This is a genomic window from Streptomyces sp. NPDC052042, assembly GCF_044548345.1.
Taxonomy (GTDB): Bacteria; Actinomycetota; Actinomycetes; order Streptomycetales; family Streptomycetaceae; genus Streptomyces.
Window position 1 is genome coordinate 155,861 of record NZ_JBIUBU010000009.1, and the last position, 22,207, is coordinate 178,067.

Annotated in this window: 18 protein-coding genes, 1 pseudogene and 1 riboswitch; of the genes and pseudogenes, 10 read left to right on the forward strand and 9 right to left on the reverse strand. The window is 69.1% G+C overall.

All coding sequences use genetic code 11. The features are described from left to right. Nucleotides 1–13 precede the first annotated feature (13 nt). Nucleotides 14–1,315 carry a BNR-4 repeat-containing protein gene (locus ACIHCL_RS17420; RefSeq protein WP_399862552.1) on the forward strand — a complete coding sequence of 434 codons (1,302 nt, stop codon included), beginning with the start codon at nt 14–16 and terminating at the stop codon, nt 1,313–1,315. A 246-nt stretch (nt 1,316–1,561) separates the two neighbouring features. Then, nucleotides 1,562–2,533: a bile acid:sodium symporter gene (locus tag ACIHCL_RS17425; RefSeq protein WP_399862782.1), complete on the forward strand. Its 972-nt coding sequence runs from the start codon at nt 1,562–1,564 to the stop codon at nt 2,531–2,533. 375 nt (nt 2,534–2,908) lie between these two features. Here ACIHCL_RS17425 and ACIHCL_RS17430 read toward each other — a convergent pair whose 3' ends face one another. Further along, nucleotides 2,909–3,280, reverse strand: a complete 372-nt coding sequence (locus tag ACIHCL_RS17430; RefSeq protein WP_399862554.1) for an ArsR/SmtB family transcription factor — start codon at nt 3,278–3,280, stop codon at nt 2,909–2,911. Nucleotides 3,281–3,384: 104 nt separating this feature from the next. Beyond that, nucleotides 3,385–3,559, forward strand: a riboswitch (M-box (ykoK) riboswitch). 302 nt (nt 3,560–3,861) lie between these two features. Here ACIHCL_RS17430 and mgtA point away from each other — a divergent pair. From mgtA to ACIHCL_RS17460, 6 genes are all read left to right on the forward strand, one after another. Beyond that, nucleotides 3,862–6,579 carry a magnesium-translocating P-type ATPase gene (gene mgtA / locus ACIHCL_RS17435; RefSeq protein WP_399862556.1) on the forward strand — a complete coding sequence of 906 codons (2,718 nt, stop codon included), beginning with the start codon at nt 3,862–3,864 and terminating at the stop codon, nt 6,577–6,579. A 91-nt stretch (nt 6,580–6,670) separates the two neighbouring features. Then, on the forward strand, nt 6,671–6,952 hold the full coding sequence (locus tag ACIHCL_RS17440) for a hypothetical protein (RefSeq protein ID WP_399862558.1): 282 nt from the start codon (nt 6,671–6,673) through the stop codon (nt 6,950–6,952). A 29-nt stretch (nt 6,953–6,981) separates the two neighbouring features. Continuing rightward, the gene (locus ACIHCL_RS17445; protein ID WP_399862559.1) at nt 6,982–7,170 is read left to right on the forward strand and encodes a hypothetical protein; all 189 of its coding nucleotides are present in this window, start codon (nt 6,982–6,984) and stop codon (nt 7,168–7,170) included. A 176-nt stretch (nt 7,171–7,346) separates the two neighbouring features. Continuing rightward, nucleotides 7,347–7,754, forward strand: a complete 408-nt coding sequence (locus ACIHCL_RS17450) for a YciI family protein (RefSeq protein WP_399862561.1) — start codon at nt 7,347–7,349, stop codon at nt 7,752–7,754. A gap of 8 nt (nt 7,755–7,762) precedes the next feature. Next, nucleotides 7,763–8,938 carry an RNA polymerase sigma factor gene (locus tag ACIHCL_RS17455; RefSeq protein WP_399862784.1) on the forward strand — a complete coding sequence of 392 codons (1,176 nt, stop codon included), beginning with the start codon at nt 7,763–7,765 and terminating at the stop codon, nt 8,936–8,938. 252 nt (nt 8,939–9,190) lie between these two features. After that, nucleotides 9,191–9,652, forward strand: coding sequence for an SUKH-4 family immunity protein (locus ACIHCL_RS17460; protein ID WP_399862563.1), 462 nt, complete (start codon nt 9,191–9,193; stop codon nt 9,650–9,652). 223 nt (nt 9,653–9,875) lie between these two features. On the opposite strand, the gene ACIHCL_RS17465 is transcribed toward ACIHCL_RS17460, so the two are convergent. Both ACIHCL_RS17465 and dnaE read right to left on the reverse strand, forming a co-directional pair. Then, the gene (locus ACIHCL_RS17465; RefSeq protein ID WP_399862565.1) at nt 9,876–10,235 is read right to left on the reverse strand and encodes a DUF6300 family protein; all 360 of its coding nucleotides are present in this window, start codon (nt 10,233–10,235) and stop codon (nt 9,876–9,878) included. Continuing rightward, nucleotides 10,232–13,828: a DNA polymerase III subunit alpha gene (gene dnaE, locus ACIHCL_RS17470; protein ID WP_399862567.1), complete on the reverse strand. Its 3,597-nt coding sequence runs from the start codon at nt 13,826–13,828 to the stop codon at nt 10,232–10,234. The genes ACIHCL_RS17465 and dnaE overlap by 4 nt, the downstream gene beginning before the upstream one ends. Before the next feature lie 394 nt (nt 13,829–14,222). Between dnaE and ACIHCL_RS17475 the strand changes: the two genes are divergently transcribed. Both ACIHCL_RS17475 and ACIHCL_RS17480 read left to right on the forward strand, forming a co-directional pair. Next, nucleotides 14,223–15,179 (forward strand): LysR family transcriptional regulator, encoded by a 957-nt coding sequence (locus tag ACIHCL_RS17475; protein WP_399862569.1) that lies wholly within the window; start codon nt 14,223–14,225, stop codon nt 15,177–15,179. Then, nucleotides 15,149–15,445, forward strand: a pseudogene (locus tag ACIHCL_RS17480) (Tn3 family transposase); the annotation flags it as partial. The gene ACIHCL_RS17475 and the pseudogene ACIHCL_RS17480, both read left to right, overlap by 31 nt. A gap of 221 nt (nt 15,446–15,666) precedes the next feature. On the opposite strand, the gene ACIHCL_RS17485 reads toward ACIHCL_RS17480, so the two are convergent. The 6 genes from ACIHCL_RS17485 to ACIHCL_RS17510 form a co-directional block, all read right to left on the reverse strand. Continuing rightward, complete coding sequence (locus ACIHCL_RS17485) at nt 15,667–17,676, reverse strand: transketolase family protein (protein ID WP_399862786.1); 2,010 nt, start codon at nt 17,674–17,676, stop codon at nt 15,667–15,669. 95 nt (nt 17,677–17,771) lie between these two features. Then, the gene (locus ACIHCL_RS17490; protein ID WP_399862573.1) at nt 17,772–18,539 is read right to left on the reverse strand and encodes an SDR family NAD(P)-dependent oxidoreductase; all 768 of its coding nucleotides are present in this window, start codon (nt 18,537–18,539) and stop codon (nt 17,772–17,774) included. Continuing rightward, nucleotides 18,536–19,243, reverse strand: coding sequence for a nucleoside/nucleotide kinase family protein (locus tag ACIHCL_RS17495; RefSeq protein WP_399862574.1), 708 nt, complete (start codon nt 19,241–19,243; stop codon nt 18,536–18,538). The genes ACIHCL_RS17490 and ACIHCL_RS17495 overlap by 4 nt, the downstream gene beginning before the upstream one ends. Further along, the gene (locus tag ACIHCL_RS17500) at nt 19,240–20,094 is read right to left on the reverse strand and encodes an ATP-binding cassette domain-containing protein (protein ID WP_399862575.1); all 855 of its coding nucleotides are present in this window, start codon (nt 20,092–20,094) and stop codon (nt 19,240–19,242) included. The genes ACIHCL_RS17495 and ACIHCL_RS17500 overlap by 4 nt, the downstream gene beginning before the upstream one ends. Further along, nucleotides 20,091–21,104 (reverse strand): ABC transporter permease, encoded by a 1,014-nt coding sequence (locus ACIHCL_RS17505; RefSeq protein ID WP_399862576.1) that lies wholly within the window; start codon nt 21,102–21,104, stop codon nt 20,091–20,093. Before ACIHCL_RS17505 ends, ACIHCL_RS17500 begins: the two co-directional genes overlap by 4 nt. Further along, entirely contained in the window at nt 21,101–22,114 is a 1,014-nt protein-coding gene (locus tag ACIHCL_RS17510; RefSeq protein ID WP_399862577.1) for a substrate-binding domain-containing protein, read from the reverse strand. The genes ACIHCL_RS17505 and ACIHCL_RS17510 overlap by 4 nt, the downstream gene beginning before the upstream one ends. Between the last annotated feature and the right edge of the window lie 93 nt (nt 22,115–22,207).

Sequence of the window (22,207 nt, forward strand, 5' to 3'; positions counted from 1 at the left end):
GAAGGAGCTCACCTTGCGACGTCCCACGGCACGCGCGTACGCCGCCTCGGCCGCGGCCCTGGCCGCCCTGCTCACCACCGTCCCGGCCGCCCAGGCCGACAGCACGTACCGCACGGCAGCCGCGCCGACGGTGATCGAGAAGGTCCCGTACGCGATGGACTCGTCGAACCAGGCCGCATGGTGGACACCGGTCGCCACGTACAAGGGCCGCGGCCAGTACACGTACTTCGCCTTCAACGAGCCCGGTTCGACGGCCGCCACGCACCGCCCGGCCATCGCGCGGCGCGACCCGGACGGGGTCTGGAGCCGTCTGCCGCTGCTCGACAAGAGCGGACAGCAGGCCGAGTTCCCCGACGACAACGGTCACAACCAGCCGTCCGTCGCGCGCGACGGCAACGGCCGCCTGCACGTGTTCGCCTCCATGCACGCCAACGCCTGGCGCTACTTCCGCACCGAGGCCCCCGGCGGGAACGTCACGGACCACGCGACCGAACTGCCCGACCAGGGCGTGGGCATCACCTACCCGATCGTGACCACCGCGCCCAACGGCGATCTGTACCTGGCCGCTCGCGTCGGCGCCGGCGCCGACCAGCGTCCCGGCAAGCTGTACCGCTGGGACAACGCCGCCGCGCGCTGGAGCGTGGTCGCCACCTTCGCCGGCGCGCTGAACCGCTCCGTGTACCCCGACGACCTGATGGTGGACGCCGCCGGGCGCGTGCACCTCCTGTACGAGTGGGCCAAGGCCCCGGCGACCGGATTCCGGCACCAGCTCTCCTACCTGCGCTACGACCCGTCGACCGGCGCCTTCGCCAACAGCGCGGGCGCGGCTCTCACCACCCCGGTGACACCCGGCACGTCCGACGTGATCCAGGACCTCACCGCGGGCGAGGAGTGGAGCATCGACAACGCCTACACGGGGCCGGCGGTGCAGAGCGCCAAGCTCACCCTCGACGGTTCCACCCCGAAGGTCGCCTACCGCTACCGTTCGGCCGACAGCGGCGGCAACTTCCGCGTGTACTACGCGTATCCGAGCGGCGGCGGCTGGGCCCGCCAGACCGTGTACGCCGGCGGCCAGACCGCCGCGGCCCTCGGCATCACCTGGGACGAGAAGGAAGCCAAGCGGGTCTACTACGTCACCGGCTCCGGCACCGACCGCGTCTTCGCCGCGACCGAGTCGGGCGGCACATGGACCGCGCAGTCCGCCGCGCCGGGCGTGAGTGCGGACCGGCTCGCGGTGCGGCGGGACTCGGACGGGAACGATGTGCTGTACCTGCCGGACACCGCGCACAACTCCCTCTACTACGGGCGTCGTTGAAGCCGAGCCGTCGGAACTCCCGACAGCGGGGTGACGGGACACACACGGTGCCGGTGACCGTGTCGCAGAGCCCCGGGTCCGACACTCCCGTAACCAGACGGCCGAGCCGACGCACGACCGGCGGCGGGTCGGGAGGCATGACCTGTGAGGATGGGCGTACCGGCCGCCACGACGGCAGCCGGTACGAGAGGGAACGAGGAGCGATCAGAAGTGCCGGAGCGAGGACCGCAGGGCCTGGTCGAGCGGATGGAACACCACCAGGTCGCGATCTACCTCGCGGCGATGGCCACCGGAGGGCTGCTGGGCGGGCTGGCCCCGGAGGCGGGCCCCGGGCTGGAGCACGCCATCAACCCCGTCCTGGGCGCTCTGCTGTTCGTCACCTTCCTCCAGGTTCCGGCCGCCGAGCTGTTCCGCTCTCTGCGCGACGGCCGATTCCTCACGGCCGCGCTGGTGGTGAACTTCGTGGTCGTGCCGCTGGTGGTCGCAGCGATGTTCACCTTCCTGCCCGCCGACCAGGGCGTCCGGGTCGGGGTTCTGCTGGTGCTGCTGTGCCCGTGCGTCGACTACGTGATCGTCTTCTCCGGGCTGGCCGGCGGTTCCAGCCGCCGTCTGCTGGCCGCCACTCCGCTGCTGCTGGTGGCACAGATGCTGCTCCTGCCGGGGTTCTTGTACCTGTTCATGGGCTCGGAGCTGGCCGACATCGTGGACGTCGGCCCGTTCGTAGAAGCGTTCGTGGTCCTGATCGTCATCCCGCTCGCGCTCGCCTGGGCCCTGCAGGCGTGGGCCGCGCGCCGCCCGGTCGGGCAACGGGCTGCCGACGCCGCGACCACGACGATGGTGCCGCTGATGGCCGCCACCCTGCTGACCGTGGTCGCCTCCCAGGTCCCCAAGCTCGGCGGCAGCCTCACCGACGTCGCCGCCGTCATCCCCTTCTACGCGGCGTTCCTCGTGGTCATGGCCTTCGCCGGAAAGGGCGTGGCCCGCCTGTTCCGTCTCGGTGCCCCGGCCGGGCGAGCGATCGTGTTCACCGGCGCGACCCGCAACTCCCTCGTCGTGCTGCCTCTGGCCCTTGCCCTGCCCGGCACCCTCGCGGTCGCCGCGGTCGTCGTGGTCACCCAGACCCTCGTCGAAGTCCTCGGCATGGTCGCCTACGTCCGCCTCATCCCGCGTCTGCTGCCGTCCGGGGAGCCGGCCGCGGCCGAGCCGACCGCGCGCTGACCACCGCACGGTGGACAGCCTCCTGGAGAAATCCCGACCGCTCGCCAGGGAAGACGCGGAAGCATGAGAGGCCGGCGTCGTGCGGGGAATTCATCCCGCACGACGCCGGCCTCTCCCGTGACATCACCGCTTCACCGGCGCCGCGTTCGGCAGAGGAACACCAGCCGGGGCTGCGACCGCAATGAAGGCGAAGGCCGTCAAGGACGGTCAACGTGAAGGCACGCCCCGCCGCGTGCACCATGTCAGCCGAGCCCGCACCGTTGAGTGCGAGGCCCGTGAGACCGTGGGAGCGGTCGTGGCACCGGACACCCGGCTGAAGCGGATGCGGCGCGGGGCGGGGCCGCCGCCGCGCTCGCGGTCTCACTGAGGCGGAGGTCAGGTGTCTCTGCGGCCGGAGACGAGGGCACCCAACGAGGTGCTTCGTTCGTCGAGTGCGCGGTGATGGGCGACGACCTGGTCGACCAGGATGGCGATATGGGGATCGTCGAGCACGTAGATCTGGCGTCGGCCCTCGCGACGGGCGCTGACCATTTTGGCCTTCTTGAGCTTCGCCAGGTGCTGGCTGACCGTGGCGACCGTGCCGCCGACCTTCGCGGCGATGGTGCCGACATCGCTCTCACCCTGCGAGAGCAGCCACATGATCTGCAGCCGGTTGGTCGCGGCGAGCATCCCGAACGTACCTGCGGCCTGCTGGAGTTGGCGGGGGCTCAGGGGCTGGGGGGATTCGTCGTGCGGGATATCGGTCACGGGCTGCGTGTCTCCGGGAGGGGCGGGAGCGGGGCGGGCTACCGCCCCAGAATACTTGCGCGCCCGCTTGACTATCAAGGGTGAAGGGGTGTTCACTCATGGCTGTAGCACCTCGTTCGGTGAGGCTTCTACGCGGACACAGGCCACTGACCTCCCCCGTCGAGAGACGCTCCGGGTCAGGACAGGTCTCCCCGGCTTAAGGGGTGACCCCAAGTGGCTTCTGGACCCGCTGGGTTCGATACGCCGTGTAGTGCCAAAGCTCTGACGAGGAGGTGTACGACCCTGCTGCGCCGTGTCCGGCGCGGAGTGTGGTGTGCCTTCTGCTGCGTGTGATCGGTCCGGCAGCAAGGAGGTGAGAGCAGTGAGTCCCAGCGGCAGTAGATACGCGGATTCGCCTCTCCCGTGCCGGCCGTGTCACATGACGCGATAGCGCACTGAGCGGGACCGCTCCCGTCGACATCCTTTTGATTTCTCGGATTTCACCTTTCCTGCCCGGGGCTCTCCGGGTTCGCGGGACGGCTTGCCACGCCCGCGAACACCTTCGGCATGCCCCGAAATGTACAGAGACGAGTCAATCTGTCATGAGCAAGACCGTAGAAGAGCTGGAGCGTGCCCGGTCGGGGCCGCGCCGTTCTGTCCGCAAGGGACGCAAGACCGATGCCCTCGGGGCAGCCACCGCGAAGATCGGCTCGGAGCTGATGGCGGCAGGCTCGGCCTCCCCGACCGACATCCTCCGCGACCTCGGGGCGAGCCCGCGCGGCTTGACCGAACACGATGCGTCCGGGCGGCTCGACCGGTACGGCCACAACACCGTCGACCACGACCGCCCGCCGCACCCGCTGCTCCAACTGGCGGCGACGTTCAAGAACCCGTTCATCCTCATTCTGATCTGCCTCGACGCCGTGTTCTTCCTGACGGACGACACCCAAGGCATGATCACCCTGACGGCGATGGTGCTGATCAGCGTCTTCCTGCGCTTCTGGCAGGAGTTCCGCTCCACCAAGGCGGCCGAGGCGCTGAAGGCGATGGTGACCACCACGGCCACCGTCGTCCGACGGGCGGACGCGGACGCCGACCCCGTGGAGCGGGAGGTTCCGACCGAGGACCTGGTCCCCGGCGACCTGGTGCGTCTCGCGGCCGGCGACATGATCCCGGCCGACTGCCGACTGCTGAGCTCCAAGGACCTGCACGTGTCCCAGGCCGTGCTCTCCGGCGAGTCGCTGCCCGTTGAGAAGTACGACACCCTCGGCGCGGTCGCCCACAAGGCGGCCGGCGGCCGACCCGAGGCCGGCGCCGACCCGCTGGAGTCCGCCACGCTGTGCCTGATGGGCACCTCGGTCGTATCCGGCTCCGCCACGGCCGTGGTGGCAACGACCGGTTCCCGCACGTACTTCGGCTCGATGGCCAAGAACCTCGTCGGCACCCGCCCCGAGACCAGCTTCGACCGCGGAGTGCGGTCGGTCAGCTGGGTACTGATCCGCTTCATGCTGATCATGGTCCCCGTGGTCCTCGCCATCAACGGACTGACCAAGGGCGACTGGTTCGAGGCGTTCCTCTTCTCCGTCTCGGTGGCCGTCGGCCTGACCCCGGAGATGCTGCCGGTCATCGTGACGGCCAACCTGGCACGCGGCGCGGTCGTGATGTCCAAGCGCAAGGTCATCGTCAAACGGCTCAACTCCATCCAGAACTTCGGCGCCATGGACGTACTGTGCACGGACAAGACCGGCACCCTCACCGAGGACCGCATCGTCCTGGAACGCCACCTCGACCCGCTCGGCCGCCCCGACGACGAGGTCCTGGAATACGCCTATCTCAACAGCTCCTTCCAGACCGGTCTGAAGAACCTCCTGGACCGGGCGGTCATCGACCACGTCAGTGAAGGCGACCAGTTGCTGGCCGCCGCCCGCTTCACCAAGGTCGACGAGATCCCCTTCGACTTCGCCCGCCGCCGCATGTCGGTCATCCTGCAGCGCGAACAGGACACCCACGTGCTCATCACCAAGGGCGCCGTGGACGAGGTGCTCCACGCCTGCGTCCACGTACGCGAAGGCGGCCGGGACATCGTGCTGACCGACGCGGCACGGGAACGGGCGCGCCGGGTGGCCGAGGACCAGAACCGCCAAGGACTGCGGGTACTCGCCGTCGCCACGCGTACCCTCCCCGCACAGCGCACCGAATACTCGGTCGCCGACGAGTCCGACCTCTCACTGGTGGGCTTCGTCGCCTTCCTCGACCCGCCCAAGGCGACTGCCGCGTCCGCGATAGCCGCGCTCGGCGAGAACGGGGTCACGGTCAAGGTCATCACCGGGGACAGCGAACTGGTCGCCCGCAAGGTGGCGACCGAGGTCGGCCTCCACGCCGGAGAGATTCCCCTTGGCCATTCCCTGGACGCCCTCGACGACGACGAACTGCGCGAACTGGCCGAGAAGACAACCGTGTTCGCCAAGGTGAACCCGGTCCAGAAGGCCCGGATCATACGCGCCCTGCAGTCCGGTGACCACACCGTCGGCTACCTCGGCGACGGAATCAACGACGCCGCCGCCCTGCGCGACGCGGACGTCGGCATCTCGGTCGACACCGCGGCGGACATCTCCAAGGAGTCCGCCGACATCATCCTGCTCGAAAAGGACCTCACCGTCCTGGAACAGGGCGTCATCGAGGGCCGGCGCACCTTCGGCAACATCACGAAGTACATCAAGATGACGGCCTCGTCCAACTTCGGAAACGTCTTCTCCGTACTCGTCGCCTCCGTGTTCCTGCCCTTCCTGCCGATGCTCGCGGTCCACCTGCTCGTACAGAACCTCTGCTACGACATCTCCCAACTGTCCATCCCCTGGGACAAGATGGACAAGGAATATCTGAAGAAGCCCCGCAAATGGGACGCCAGCGACCTGTCCCGCTTCATGCTGTACATCGGTCCGATCAGCTCGATCTTCGACATCACCACCTTCTGCGCCATGTGGTGGCTGTTCTCCGCGAACACCATCGGTGAACAGTCCTTGTTCCAGTCCGGCTGGTTCATCGAGGGCCTTCTTTCCCAGACCCTCATCGTCCACATGATCCGCACCCGCAAGATCCCGTTCATCCAGTCCCGAGCAGCCACCCCCGTACTGCTGCTCACCGGCGCGATCATGGCGATCGGCATCTATCTGCCGTTCTCGCCCCTGGCGGCCACCCTGCGACTGCAGTCACTGCCCTGGACGTACTTCCCCCTGCTCATCGTCACTCTGCTCGGCTACTGCGCGCTGACCCAGTTCCTCAAGACCCGCTACATCAAGCGGTTCGGCACCTGGCTGTAGTCCGCCCGCATTCCGTGTCCGGGGCCCGCACCCGTGGGCCCCGGACACGGAACCCGTCCCATCCGTCCGTTCGTTCCGGGAGGTGACCGCAATGGCCACCCCGTTCGCCGCCCGCATCCGCACCGCCGCCCGCATCGGCACCACCGCCCGCATGGGCGCCACCGCTCGGGACCACACCGCCCGCCTGCCGGCCACCGCGTGCGCGAGACTCATCGGCGTCCTGCGCCGCCTCGCCGACTCCTCGTTGGACAACCCGGTCCTGCACGTCTCGCCCGGACCGACTCCGATCGCACGCCCCCGCGCCCACCGGCACACCGTGCGTACGCCCGACCGCACGGTACGACTCGAAGCCACCTGGCATCCCGAACCGTGACTGCCGTTCCCCTTTGCAGAGGCTCACTCATGACCACGTTCCGCACCGCACTGGCGATGCTCGCCCTCGCCTCCGTCCCGCTCGTCGCCATCCTGGTGTCCCCCGCACCCACCCGTCCTCTGGTCTGCGGGCTCCTGCTCGGAATCTCCGTCACCGTGCTCGCCGGAGCCTGCGCCGTCGGCCGAGTCCTGCGGGGCAGGGGAACACGGGTGGGATGACTGCGGACCGCCGGCACGCGGGCGAACGACGCATCCCTCGGTCAGGTCCCGCAGCCAGGTCTCTCTTCCGAAGGTGACCTGATGAATTCCGACGGCGATGTCGAAAACCCGTGGCCTGCTCCGTCCCCGCGGTGAACGCGACCAGAATGGGCCGCACAAGACCGAGGAGAAACACCATGGCCAAGTACTTGCTGCTCAAGCACTACCGCGGCGCCCCGGCTCCGGTCAACGACGTCCCGATGGACCAGTGGACGCCGGAGGAGATCTCGGCGCACGTGCGGTACATGCAGGACTTCGCGAATCGGCTGGAGGAGACCGGCGAGTTCGTCGACGGCCAGGCACTCGCACCCGAGGGGACGTTCGTCCGGTACGACGGTGAGGGGCGCCCGCCGGTCACCGACGGCCCGTTCGCCGAGACCAAGGACCTCATCGCCGGCTGGATGGTGATCGACGTCGACAGCTACGAGCGCGCGATCGAGCTGGCCGGGGAACTGTCCGCCGCTCCCGGGGCGGGCGGGAAGCCGATCCACGAGTGGCTCGAGGTGCGCCCGCTCCTGGCCTCGCCGCCCACCATCACGGAGTGAGCTCACCGATGAACGAGGCCCTGCTCAGGAGCCTCACGCCGAGCGTGCTCGGAATCCTCGTCCGCCGCGGAGCCGACTTCGCGGCGGCCGAGGACGCCGTGCAGGAAGCGCTGGTCGAGGCGGTCCGCGTCTGGCCGGCGCGCCCCTCCCCAAGCGCTTCGAACGGGAAATCCCCCGTCCGGGACCCGAAGGGCTGGCTGGTCACCGTGGCCTGGCGCCGTTTCCTCGACGCGACCCGGGCGGACGCCGCCCGCCGCCGACGCGAGGAACTCGTCCACGACGAACCGGAACCCGGGCCGGTGACCTCGGCGGACGACACACTCCAGCTCTACTTCCTGTGCGCCCACCCGTCGCTGACGCCGTCGTCCGCGGTCGCGCTCACACTGCGCGCGGTCGGCGGGCTGACCACCCGCCAGATCGCCCGGGCGTACCTCGTGCCCGAGGCAACCATGGCGCAGCGCATCAGCCGTGCCAAGCGCACCGTCTCCGGTGTGCGGTTCGACGAGCCCGGCGACGTCGCCACCGTGCTGCGCGTCCTCTACCTGGTGTTCAACGAGGGCTACTCCGGCGATATCGACCTCGCCGCCGAGGCCATCCGGCTCGCCCGGCAGCTCGCGGCCGCGATCGACCACCCCGAGGTGTCCGGGCTGCTCGCCCTCATGCTGCTCCACCACGCCCGGCGTGCCAGCCGGACCGCGCCCGACGGCAGCCTGGTGCCGCTGGCCGAGCAGGACCGCAGCCGGTGGGACACCAAGTCGATCGCCGAGGGCATCGGGATGCTGCAGGCAGCTCTCGCCCGCGACCGACTGGGCGAGTTCCAGGCCCAGGCGGCCATCGCGGCACTCCACGCCGACGCACCCACCGCCGAGGAGACCGACTGGGTACAGATCGTCGAGTGGTACGACGAGCTCGCGCGCCTGACCGACAGCCCGGTCGTCCGACTGAACCGCGCAGTGGCCGTCGGTGAGGCCGACGGACCGCGCGCCGGGCTGGCGGCGCTCGCGCCACTGAGCGACTCACTGCCCCGCTACGCCGCGGTGGCGGCATACCTCCATGAGCGCGACGGCGGCCTGGCGACGGCGGCACGGCTGTACGCCGAGGCGGCCCGCAAGGCGTCCAACCTCGCCGAGCGCGACCACCTGACGCTCCAGGCCGCCAGGCTCAACGCCCGCCTGCGCCGCTGACGGCACCGGGGTCCGCCCCGGCGTGCGGCGCGGCGGCCCGGTGGGTGGCGCGGACTCAGCAGCATTTCAGGCGACGGACGACGAGGCGGCGCATGGCGAGCCGGATGCGGGGGCGAGAGCGCTTGCGGAGATCGATGACGAGAGGGGCGTCGAGTGCGGGGGCTGACGGCCGGCTTCGTCGGCTTCCGGTGTCGCGACCGCACATGTTCACCCGGCTGGTGAAGTGTCGGCGGCGCGGGCTAGGTTCTCAGCATGAACGACGCCGAGCTTGCCTCGCTCCTGGCCGGATGTGTTCGCTGCCCCTACCCCGGGGCGTGGCTGGACTCCCCTTTCACGGAACGCACGGTCGACGGTACGCGGTATGCCCTGGTCGCGGCCGACCCAGGGCTGAGCGCGCTCGGCGTACGGCGTGCTGACGGCTCCCTGTGGGGCTTGCCGGAGGACGGCGGTCCTCACCTGGTGAACTCCAGTGTCGAGGCGTTCGTCGCCTTCAACCGTGCTTATGAAGAGGCCGCTGCTGACGCCGCCGCATACGAGGGGCCCGGCGACGGTCTCGACGACGCCGAGGCCGTGGACCTGGCCGAGGAGGCCGCCGACGCGCTCACCGAGGCGTTGGTGGAACGATTCGGGGCCCTTGATGCCGAGGCCGTTGCCGACGAGAACTCCTTCTGGTGCGTCGCCGCCGAGGAACTGGGCTACGGCATGAGTGTGTGACCACGCGGAACGTCGAGCGGAGTTGGGCGCGATGTGAGCCCTCGGGTCCGTCGGAGGTGGTGCGTCGCAAGACGGAGGGGCACCCGCATACCGAATGCATGCGGGCGTTCCGGTAGCGCGGCAAGGTGCCACAGCCCGGTGTCGACCCCATCGACGTGACCGCCTGCGGTAGTACCGAGTGCGGGCGAGGGTCGGCCGACGTGCCCTTTCGGCCGTGCGGATTTCACAGTTCTCCGGCCTTCCACCGGGCCAGTTCGCGGTCCAGGTCCGTCAGGTCGGGTGTGCGGTGTCGGATGGTCTTGATCCATTCGTGGGCGAGCGGGCCGAGGGTCGCGAGGTGTACAGCGTCATGGCCGCTCATTCGCCCGAGCAGGGCGAGAAGTCCGGCCGCTGCCGGATCGTTTGCGTCGCAGGTGGGGCAGAGGATGTTCTCCTTGAAACCGATGACCTGGTCTCCGGCGCGGTTGCGCCAGGAGTGCCGGTAGCGGGCGGTCAGGAGGGCCGGGGATCCGCAGTTTCGGCAGGGCGGGAGGGCGGCGGTCCGTACCTTGATGTTGTGCACGTGGTCGCTCAGGGAGGTCATACGGGGCCTGCCCAGGCTTCGGCACCGAATGTTCCCTTGATGTCGGAGGCGATGGCAGAGGCGTTCACGGTGGCGCGCAGGGCGTAGACGGTGGTCTTCCGGGAGGAACGGACGCTGAGATGGACCGGGGTGTCACCGGGGTGGGCGGTGAGGATCCGTTTGAGCTCGGCGATCGACCGTGTGGTGATGCGGTGGGCGGGAAGGGCGAGGCGGACGGGTGGCCTGCCGGTGTGTTCGGTCGCGGACAAGTCGAGCGGGCTGAGTTCTCTGCCGTGGATGTTCAGGGTGCCGTCGCGGTCTTCGATCCGGCCCCGGACGGTGATCACATCGTCCTCGTTCAGCGCGTGCTGGACGAGAGGGTAGACAGTGGGGAAGAAGAGGATCTCCAGACTGGCGTCGCGGTCGGCCAGGGTGATGAGGGCCCAGGGGTTGCCCTTCTTGGTGACCTTGTGCTGGAGGTTGGTGATCAGCCCGCTCAGCCGCACGTCGCCGGTGGTGCGGCCGGAGGTCAGGAGGTCGGCGATGGAGCAGTCCCGGGCGGCGTCGAGGACGTGTTCCGCGCCGTCCAAGGGGTGGGCGGAGACATAGAGGCCCAGCATCTCGCGTTCGGTGGAGAGCAGTTGGCGGCGTGGCCATTCGGTGTCGTCGATGGGGATGTCGAGGCCGAAGGCGGGTGGGGCGTCGTCCGCTTCGGTGAGGTCGGCGAAGAGGTCGTGCTGGCCGAAGCCGGCGGCCTTCTTGACCGGGATGATCACATCGATGGCGGTCTCGTGGGCGGCGGCGAGGCCCTTGCGGGTGTGGCCCAGGGAGTCGAAGGCGCCCGCCTTGATCAGGGAGTCGACGGCCCGTTTGTTCAGGGCGGGCAGTTCGACCTTGTGCAGGAAGTCGGCGAAGGACGTGAAGCGTCCCTTGTGACGACGGGCGTCGATGACGGCCTCGATAACGCTGTCGCCGACGTTGCGCACGGAGCGCAGGCCGAACCTGACGTCGTCGCCGACGGCGGTGAACTCGGCAACCGATTCGTTGACATCGGGTGGCAGGACACGGACCTTGTTGCGGCGCGCATCGGCCAGGTAGAGCGCGGCCTTGTCCTTGTCGTCGCCGACCGAGGTGAGCAGGGCGGCCATGAATTCGGCCGGATGGTTCGCCTTGAGGTAGGCGGTCCAGTACGAGACGAGGCCGTAGCCGGCGGTATGGGATTTGTTGAAGGCGTAGCCGGAGAACGGCAGCATCACGTCCCACAGGGCTTTGATCGCCTCGTCGGAGTAGCCTCCCGCCGCCATTCCGGCGTGGAACTTCTCCCACTCGGCGGCCAGCACCTCCGGTTTCTTCTTGCCCATCGCCCGGCGCAGCATGTCGGCGCCGCCCAGCGTGTAGCCGGCCAGCTGCCGGGCGATGGCCATGATCTGTTCCTGGTAGACGAGCAGGTGGTGGGTGGGGCCGAGGATCGGTTCCAGGACCTGCTCGAGTTCCGGGTGGATCGGGGTGGGCTCCTGTTTGCCGTTCTGGCGCAGCGCGTAGTTGGTGTGGGCGTTGGCGGCCATGGGGCCGGGCCGGTAGAGGGCGTTGGCCGCGGCGATGTCCTCGAAGCGGGTGGGTTCCATGAGTTTGAGCAGCGCGCGCATGCCGCCGCCGTCGAGTTGGAAGACGCCGAGTGTGTTGGCGTCGGCCAGCAACCGGTACGTCCTGGCGTCGTCGAGCGGGATGGCGAGAGCGGTGGTGTCGTTCGTGGCAGGTGCCACGGTGGCCAGGTGGATGCCGCGGTTGGCGCGGATGTTCTCGATGGCCTGATCGATGACGCCCAGGTTGCGCAGGCCGAGGAAGTCCATCTTGATCAGGCCCATCGACTCGCACGAGGGGTAGTCGAATCCGGTGATCTTCGCCCCGTCGGCGGCCCGCATGTGCAGAGGGATGCGGTCGGTGAGCTTCTTCTTGGACAGGATGACGGCGGCGGCGTGCACGCCGGTGCCGCGGGTGAGACCCTCCACACCGCGGGCGGTGTCGATCACCCGCCGCACGTCCGGCTCGCTCTCGTACATCTGCCGGATCTCGCCGGCCTCCGCATACCGGGGGTGCGTCGGATCGAAGATCGCGGCGAGCGCGGCGGACGTGCCGTTCTGGTCGGGCGGCAGGGCCTTGGTGATCCGCTCACCGTGCGCGTACGGGTAGCCCAGGATGCGGGAGGAGTCCTTGATGGCGTTCTTGGCCTTGATCTTGCCGAAGGTGTTCACCAGGGCCGTGTACTCGTCACCGTACTTGTCGATGACGTAGCGGACCATGCGCTCGCGCTGCCGGTCGTCGAAGTCGAGGTCGACGTCCGGAGGGTTGATGCGTTCGGGGTTGAGGAACCGTTCGAACAGCAGGCCGTGCTCCAGCGGGCACAGCTCGGTGATGCGCGTGGCGTAGGCGACGATGGACCCGGTGGCCGAGCCGCGTCCCGGGCCGAGTGGGATCCTGTTGTCGCGGGCGAAACGGCAGATGTCGGCCACGACCAGGAAGTAGGAGCTGAAACCCATCGGGCCGATGACCGCCATCTCGGTCTCGAAGCGCTCCAGGACGTGCGGGGGAACCGGGTCGCCGTAGCGGGCCGCCAACCCCTTCAGGACCTCCTTGCGCAACCAGGACTCCTGGTTCTCCCCGTCGGGGACGTCCGGGTACCGCGGCATCTCGTCCACGTAGTCGAAGACTTCACCGTACGGCTCGATCCGCTCGGCGATGAGCAGCGTGTTGTCGCACGCCTGGGGGAGTTCGGCGAAGAGGCTGCGCATCTCCGCAGGTGTCTTCAGGTAGTAGCCGGATCCATTGAAACGGAAGCGGCCCGGAGCGTCCTTGTTCTTGCCGACGCCGATGCACAGCAGGTTGTCGTGGGCGTCGGCCTGGTCCTCGGTGGTGTAGTGCGCGTCATTGGTCGCCAGCAGCGGGATGTCCAGCTCCCGGGCCAGGCGCAGCAGCCCGTCGCGGACGTTCCGCTCGATGGCGAGGCCGTGATCCATCAGCTCCAGGAAGTAGTTCTCCCGGCCGAAGATCTCCTGGTAGGCCGCGGCGGCGGCCTTCGCCTCGTCGTACTGGTCCAGCCGCAGCCGGGTCTGGATCTCCCCGGAGGGGCAGCCGGTCGTGGCGATGATGCCGTCCGGCCGCTCGGCGATCAGCTGACGGTCCATGCGTGGCTTGCCCGCCGGGAACTGGCCCTCATAGCTGGCCCGTGTGCTGAGCCAGAACAGATTCCGCAGGCCCTGCGCGGTCCTCGCCCACATGGTCATGTGCGTGAAACGACCACCGCCGGACACGTCCTTGGAGCCCTCGCCGTCGTCGCCCACGGCGCGGCGCCCGCCCTGTCCCCAGAACTCCCGCTTCCGCGCGAACCGGGACGAGGGCGCCACATACGCTTCGATCCCGATGATCGGCTTGACGGTCTCGAAGTCCCTCGCGACCTGGGCGAACTCATAGGCCCCGAACATGTTCCCGTGGTCGCTCATCGCGATCGCCGGCATGTGCTGCCGCGCCACTTCGCTGAACATCGGCCGCAGTTTCTGGGCTCCGTCCAGCATCGAGTACTCGGTGTGGTTGTGCAGGTGGACGAAGGAATCGGGCATGCGTGTTTCACCTCCGATGATGGATGAGAGGCCCCATCCGGTCGTACGACGCCGTGAGGGCGGCTTTGCTGAAGGCCGGCCCGTGAACTCGGAACGGACAGGGTGGGCCGCACCGGACCGTCGCCCGGAGCGAAGCCGTCGCACGCGAGCGTCCCGGCGCCCGAGGAAGCCCTCGGCGCACCGAGCAGACGTGCCTGCCCTGCGCCACCGAGGTCGGGGCGGAGACCAAGCACACCGGGAGACAGTCGGCCCCTGGGGCGTGGCACATCGCTCGCCTCCCGGCGGGGACAACCGTCCGTTGCCCTGGATCATCTAAGCGAGGCCGAACTCCCGGATCAAACAACCGAATTACCAACGAGCCACAACCATTGCTTGTACCAGTAGGCTTCCCGGCGTGGATCTCAACGCTGTGCGTACGTTCGTCGCGGTCGCTGACACCGGCCAGTTCCAGAAGGCCGCGGCCGACCTCTCACTCACCCAGCAGGCGGTCTCCAGACGCATCGCCACGCTTGAGCGAGATCTCGGGGTACGGCTGTTCGACCGCACGGGGCGCGGCGTCGGCCTCACCATCGACGGCCAGGCGTTCCTTCCCCACGCCCGCACCCTCCTGCAGGCCGAAGAACGCGCGGCCGCGTCCGTGCGCCCGGGAACCCGCGCCCTGCGCATCGATGTGGTCGGCCGCCGGGTCGGCCCGGCCGGCCTGCTGCGGGACTTCCACACCGCCCACCCGGAGACGCAACTCGATGTCGTGACCCTCTTCGACGCCGATCAGGCCGTCTCCGCGCTCCGGAGCGGCTCCATCGACGCCGCCTTCCGTGCCGTCCCCCTGCCCGGAAGCCGGCTTCCCGAAGGCATCGAGAGCGTCCCGGTCTACGACGAGGCCCTTCATCTGTGCGTCGGCCCCGCACATGCCTTGGCCGACGCCAGTGCGGTCAACCCGGCCCAGCTCGCCGGGCAGCGCATCTGGATGCCCGGCAACGCCCCCGGAACCGAGTGGGCCGCCTACTACGACGCATTCGCCGACGCTTTCGGCGTCACCATCGACACCATCGGTCCCGACTTCGGCATCGAGGCACTCCTCGACGCCATCGCCGGCTCGGACTCACTGGCCACCTTCTTCGGCGAGCGGACGCCGCTTGTCTGGCCTGCCGGCCACGACTTGCGGCGCATTCCCCTGCGCGGGCCCACCCCGGTCTATCCCCACTCCCTGCTCTGGCGCGCGGGCAACCCTCACCCCGCCCTCGCCGCCCTCCGTGACTACCTCGCTGCCATACGGCTGCCCCGCGCCGACACGGTGACCTGGGTACCGGCATGGCCTGCTTCGGGCGCCGGGGCGGCGCCACCGGGCTGAACGTGATCAACCAGGCAGCGGGCCTGGTGGGTGGTGTCCGGCACCCCGTACGACTCGCTGCACGTGCTGGACCTCCTCTACGACCGCGACGGCGGCACACGTCCCGAGGTGATCGTCAGTGGCACTTCCTCGTACTCGGCATCGCCCTTGGCCTGCTCACCCCGGCCGGGTTCGTGTCTGCGCCGCAACTGGCGGCTCTGCCCGATCAGAAGATGTGGCGCATCGACCGGACGACCGGCCGAGAGGCTCCACATCAACATGCTCGGCCGGGTGCCCGTTCCGGCTCCCGATCTGCCCGGCGGCCTGCGGTCCCTGGGTGATCCGGCCCCGGACACGACGGCCGGCTCCGGCCCCGCACCGGGACGCGGCCCGCACCCCGCGTATCCGCGTGGTTCGGCTACGCCCCGCTTGACCCGGCCCACCTGGCGGACAGCGACGGCACGGACGGACCCCGGCGCATCGCGTCGGCGGATGGTGTGTCACATCATCACAGGAGAGCGCGTGCGGCGTCCGCCACGGCTTCGGCGGTGATGCCGAAGTGCGCGAAGAGGTCGCCGGCCGAGGCGGACGCCCCGAACTCCTCCACACAGACCGCGCGCCCGTCGAGTCCCAGCAGGTCGTGCCAGCCCTGGCTCACCCCCGCTTCCACGACGATCCGCCGCCGTACCGTGGGCGGGATGACGGAGTCCCGGTACGAGGCGGGTTGCTCGTCGAACCATTCCCGGCACGGCATGGAGACCACGTGCGCCCGGACGGCGTCCCGCGTCAGTGCGCGGGCGGCCTCGATGGCGACCGGTACTTCGGAACCGGTGGCGATGATGACGACATCCGGGTCGCCCGGGTCTCCCTGTGCGGGGGGCGCGTATCGTACATAGCCGCCGAGCGCGGCACCTTCTGTCGATCGCAGACCGTTCCCGCTGTCCGGCAGCACCGGCAGATCCTGCCTGCTGAGGCTGAAACCCACGGGACGGCCCCGGCTCTGGAGCACCTTCCACAAGGTGACGGCAGTCTCGTTGGCGTCGGCGGGACGTACCACGTCCAGCCCCGGCATGGCCCGCAGCGAGGCAAGGTGCTCCACGGGCTGGTGGGTGGGGCCGTCCTCGCCGAGGCCGATCGAATCGTGTGTCCAGACGTAGAGAGCCGGCAGCCGCATGAGTGCCGCGAGGCGTACGGCCGGTCGCATGTAGTCACTGAAGACGAGGAAGGTGCCTCCGTACGGACGGCTGAGTCCGGAGAGCGCGATGCCGTTCATGGCCGCGGCCATGAAGTGTTCCCGGATGCCCCAGTGGATTGTCCTGCCCGCCGGATCGGCGCCGGGCAGGGTGCTGGAGGCGGGGAGGAAGGAGGATTTGGGGTCGACAGTGGTGTGGTTGGAGTCGCCGAGGTCCGCGGATCCGCCCCACAGCTCCGGCAGTTGAGCCGAGGCGGCACGCAGCGCCTGGCCGAACGCCTTTCGTGTGGCGACGGGGGAACCGGGTCCGAACACCGGGCGCGCGCCGTGGAAGCTCGTGGGCGGCTGCCCGCTCCTGATGCGGGTCAGCAGTTCGTCGCGGTCGGGATGGGCCTTCGCCCAGCGGTCGAAGGCCCGCTGCCACCCGTCCCGTGCCGCCCGGCCCCTGGCCCAGGCCGTCCGGGAGGTCCACTCGACCACATCCGCCGGCGGGGCAAAGGCAGTTTCTGGACCGACACCCAGAAGGGACTTCGCCTCGCGGACCGCCTTCGCACCGAGAGCGGAGCCATGGGAAGCCGCGGTGCCCTTCGCTCCAGGGACGGGCCAGGCGATGGTGCTGCGCATCACGATGATCGAGGGCCGAGACGTTTCCGCCGTGGCCGCTTCCAGAGCCTCCGACAGTCCGGAGACATCGATGTCGCCATCGGCTGCCAGCGCCACACTCTGGACGTGCCAGCCCTGGGCGGCGTAACGAGCGGCCACGTCTTCACTCATCGCAAGTTCGGTGCTGCCCTCGATCGAGATGCGATTGTCGTCGTAGACGACGACGAGGTTGCCGAGTTGCTGGTGACCGGCGAAGGCCGCGGCCTCCGCGCTGATGCCCTCCTGGATGTCGCCGTCGGAGCAGAGCACGAAGACACGGTGGTCGAAGGGGCTGGTGCCCTCCGGCGCGTCGGGGTCGAACAGCCCGCGTTCCCGCCGGGCGGACATGGCCATGCCTACCGCAGTGGCGATGCCCTGGCCGAGGGGTCCGGTGGTGGTCTCGACGCCGGGTGTGTGCCCCCACTCCGGGTGGGCCGGGGTGAGGCTGCCCTTCTTCCGGTAGTTCCTGAGGTCGTCGAGGGTGAGGGGGTAGCCGGTGAGGTGGAGCTGTATGTAGAGGGTGAGGCTGGAGTGGCCGCATGAAAGCACGAAGCGGTCACGGCCCGGCCATGCCGGGTCGGCGGGATCGTGCCGGAGGAAACGCTGGAAGATCAGGTGGGCGGCCGGGGCCAGGCTGATCGCGGTGCCGGGGTGGCCGTGTCCCGCTTCCTCGACGGCGTCCATGGCGAGGACTCGGGCGGCGACGACGGCACGCCTGTCCAGATCGGTCCACGGGAAGCGGGCGGGGGCGGCCGAGGTCCGCCCCTCGGATGTTCTCTCTACCACAGCGTGTAACCGCCATCCACGACAAGGACCTCGCCCGTGACGAAGGACGAGGCCGGGCTCGCCAGGTACAGCGCGGCCGGGGCGATCTCGGAGGCCTGCGCGTATCTCCGCATGGGCACTTCATCGATCCAGTAGTGCTTGTACTCGGGGCGGTCGATGTCGGAGATCTCGGTCTTGGTGTATCCCGGCGCGATCGCGTTCACCCGCACCGAGTGCGGCGCCCACTCCGCGGCAAGAGACCTCGTCATGTGATGCACACCGGCTTTGGAGACCGCGTACGGGGCGTGCCACTGCGGCCGGTTGATGATCATCCCTGACATGGATCCGACGTTGACGATCGCGCCGGCGCCGCGCTCGACCATGGAAGCGCCGAACACCTGGCTCGCCTTCCACACCGCGTTCAGGTTGGTGGCGAGCACCCGGTCCCAGTCCTCGTCGCTCAGGGACAGGGACTCGCCGTGGATGCCGATCCCGGCATTGTTGACGAGGATGTCGGCGGGGCCGAGCTGCCGGGCCACCTCATCGCGCAGGGCCGTCAAGTCGGCCCGGCTGGTGACATCGGTCCTCATCGCCACGGCCGTCGCTCCGGCGGCGACGAGTTCGGCCGCGGTCCGGCTGTTGCGCTCCTCGTCCCGGCCCGCGATGGCCACGGCGGCGCCCGCCTCGGCGAACGCCGTGGCGATGGCCTTGCCGATTCCGCGGTTCCCTCCTGTGACGACGGCGACCTTGCCGTCCAGGCGGAATCTGTCCAGTACGTTCATGTGGTGCGCTCCTTGATGGGGTGGGCCATGTCGTCCGACGCCACGACACATATGACACGGTCGGCACGGCGCCCGGTGCGTCCGATCAGCTCGGCATTGGTCTGGTCGGAACCGTGTGAACGGTCGTACGCCTCTTCGGCGGAGCGCCCGTACGACATGTGCCGCGCGATGAGCCGCTGCAGACGGGTCTCCTCCCCGGGCTCCAGGAACCAGCACGTGTCGAGCAGCCCGCGTACCTGGGCCCATGGCCCGTCCTCGACCAGCAGATAGTTGCCCTCGGTGATGACGAGGGGGACCTCACGGGGCACCGGTACGGCGCAGGCTATGGATTCCTCCAGGCTCCGGTCGAACAGGGAGGCGTACACGACCTCTTCGTCCCGCGCCCGGAGCCTGCGCAGAAGATTGACGTAGCCGGCGGCGTCGAATGTGTCGACCGCGCCCTTGCGAGGGCGCCTGTTCAGCCGGTCCAGTTCGGCGTTGGACAGGTGGAAACCGTCCAGGCCCACGAGAACCGCCTGTTCGCCGAGCGCGGACGCCAGGACCTCACCGAGCGTGGACTTGCCCGAGCCCGGTGCGCCGACGATGCCCAGAATGGTGCGGTGTCCGGGGACGATCAACGATCGCGCGGCGGCTACGAGGGCCGCCCGGTCGGTCTCCTCCACCATGGGCGGGGGGCTCCCGCCGGTACCGCTGCTCCGGCTCATCGCCGTTCTCCCTTCTTCTCCGCAGCGGCCTCCGCCGTCCTGCCGGTCGCTGGGGCGTGAGTGCCTCCGGTGTGGACGGGATCGGGCTGTTTGGCCCCGGTCATGATCGCGACGGCCTCCTCCATGGAGATGTTCTTCGGCTCGACGAGCGCGATGCGGCGCCCCAACCGATGGATGTGGATACGGTCGGAGACCTGGAACACATTGGGCATGTTGTGGCTGATGAGCACGACCGGCAGCCCGCGGTCCCGCACCCGCAGGATGAGGTCCAGGACCTGGTTGGTCTCGCGCACCCCCAGGGCCGCCGTCGGCTCGTCCATCACCACCACACGTCTCGCCCACGCGGCGACCCGCGCGACCGCGACGGCTTGGCGCTGCCCTCCGGACAGGGTCTCCACCTTCTGGGCGATGGACTGCACCCGGATGCCCAGGTCCGCCATCTGGCGGGCGGACTCGTGCCGCATACCGCGCCTGTCGAGTTGCCGGAAGACGGTGCCGAGCACTCCCTTGCGGCGCTGCTCCCGACCCAGGTACAGGTTCTGCGCGATGTCGAGGGCAGGGGCGACCCCCAGCTCTTGGTAGACGGTCTCGATGCCGGCCCGTCGCGCGTCCAGCGGGTTGCGGAACTGCACGGGCTCCCCGTCGAGGCGCAGGGTCCCCGAGTCGGGGACGACCGCGCCCGTCAGCGACTTGATAAGGGTGGACTTGCCGGCGCCGTTGTCGCCGATCACGGAGAGGATTTCGCCGGGACGCAGGTCGAAGTCGCAGTTGTCCATGGCGACGACGTGCCCGTAGCGCTTGGTCAGCCCGCGTGCCTCCAGCACGTGGGCTGTGGGATCGGTGCCGGTCATCGCACCTGCCTCCTTCGCGCGAGGCGGTCCACGCTCACCGCGACGATCACCAGGACGCCCGTCGCGACCTGCTGGTAGAGCGAGTCGATGCCCGCCTGGGTGAGTCCGTTCTGCAACACGGTCACGATCAGAGCCCCGATGAAGGTCCCCACGACGCCGCCCCGGCCCCCGAAGAGGCTGGTGCCGCCGATGACGACCGCGGTGATGCTGTCGAGATTGCCGTTCACGTACCCGCTGGGGTCGGCGGTCGGTGTGCGGCCCAGTGCCTGCCACGCCGCCAGGGCATAGATCATCCCGGCGACCACGTAGACGCTCAGCAGAACCCGCCGCACCTTGATTCCGGCGAGTTCGGCCGACCTCAAGTTGTCGCCGACGGCATAGACGCGCACGCCCCAGGAGGTCTGGGTGAGGGCGTATCCCAGAAACGCGGTGAGCCCGATCCAGAGCATCACCCCGTAGGTGATGGTGACCCCGCCGATCACCGGCCCGTTGTTCAGGGCGGTGAGGAAGTCGGAGGTGATGGGGAAGCTCTGCGAGTTGGTGTAGAGACGGGCCGCGGCCATGACCACCGACATGACGCCGAGGGTCACGATGAACGGAGGCAGCTTCAGCCACGACACCAGGGCCCCGTTGACCGCTCCGAGTGCCAGGCAGACGACCACGCCGAGCATGGCCGCGAGAACCGGGTCGTGGCCGACGGCCATCTTCCCGATGACCACCGAGCCCAGCACCATGATGGCGCCGTTGGCCAGGTCGATTCCCGATGTCAGGATGATCAGGGTCTGACCGAGCGCCAGGGTGCCGACCACGACGGACTGCTGGGCGATCAGCGCCAGGTTGTCGGGGTTGAAGAACGTGGTCGTCGTGAGGCTGAACACGATGATCGCCGTCACCAGGGCGAGCAGCGGTCCGAAGATCTGGTGAGCGACCAGGCCACGCAGGTCGCGTTGTGCCTGGAGCGGTGTTTCCAGCGCGGCGATCTCGGTCTCCCGCGTGGAGGACGTCGTCACTTCGGTCCCCAGCAGTGCTCAAGACCCCATTCCGAGGTCTGCGACGCGAGGCCCTTCACCGGGGTGTCGGTGACGAGCGCCGTACCGGAGTCGATGATCCCGCCCTGCGGCTTCGTCCCGTCCTTGAGGTAGGCGGCGACGGCCTCGACCGCCTTCTCACCCATCTTGTCGGGGAACTGCATCGCGGTGGCACCGATCACGCCCTTCTTGACGTCCTGTACGCCGCTGCACGCGCCGTCGACCGAGACCAGCAGGGTCTTGCCGCTCAGTCCCTTGTTCTTGATGGCGGTGTGGGCACCGCGCGCGACCGGCTCGTTGATGGTGTACACGACGTTGATGTCGGAGTGCGCCGACAGCAGGTTCTCCATTTCCTGCTGCCCGGTGTCCTCGGTGCCCTTGGTCAGGGCGCTGCCGGCCAGAGCCGACGCGGAGATGCCGTATCCGGCCAGGAATCCCTTGTGCCGGTCGGCCGCCGGCGCGTCCGACAGGTCGAAGTCCAGCATCGCGACGCGGGGCTTCGCCGGTGCGGACGCCTTGGCCCACTGCCCGATGAGCTTTCCGGCGGCGACGTTGTCGGTGGCGAACGTCGCGTCCGCGACGCTGTCGGGACTGAGCGGCGCGTTGACCGCCAGGACCAGGATGCCTTGGTCCTTGGCCCGCTTGAGGACTCCGTTGAGAGCGGTGGCGCTGGCCGGGGTGACCACGATCGCCTTCACCTTGTTGGCGATCATGTTCTCGATGGCCGTCACCTGCGTCGCGGAGTCGCCGGGCGTCTTGGCCTCCGCCTTCATGACCTTCCAGCCCTTGGCCTTGGCGGCATCCTCCGTCGCCTTCTCCAGCGTGCCGAAGAACGGGTTGCTGAGGTTCAGGGCGACGACGCCGATGGTCGGCTTTCCGTCGGCGTCGCCTCCACCGTTCCCGCCACAGGCCACGGCGGCGAGGGCACAGGTGAGGGTGAGGGCCGAAACTCTGAACCCGGTGGAGCGAGGAGCACATCTGATGTTCTTCATTGACCCGGTCCTCATCAATTGGGGCTGCCCGTTGGGCCCGAAGGGGCTCCCGATGTCCTGTGATCGGCGTGACGGGATGTAACGTCGATGCTG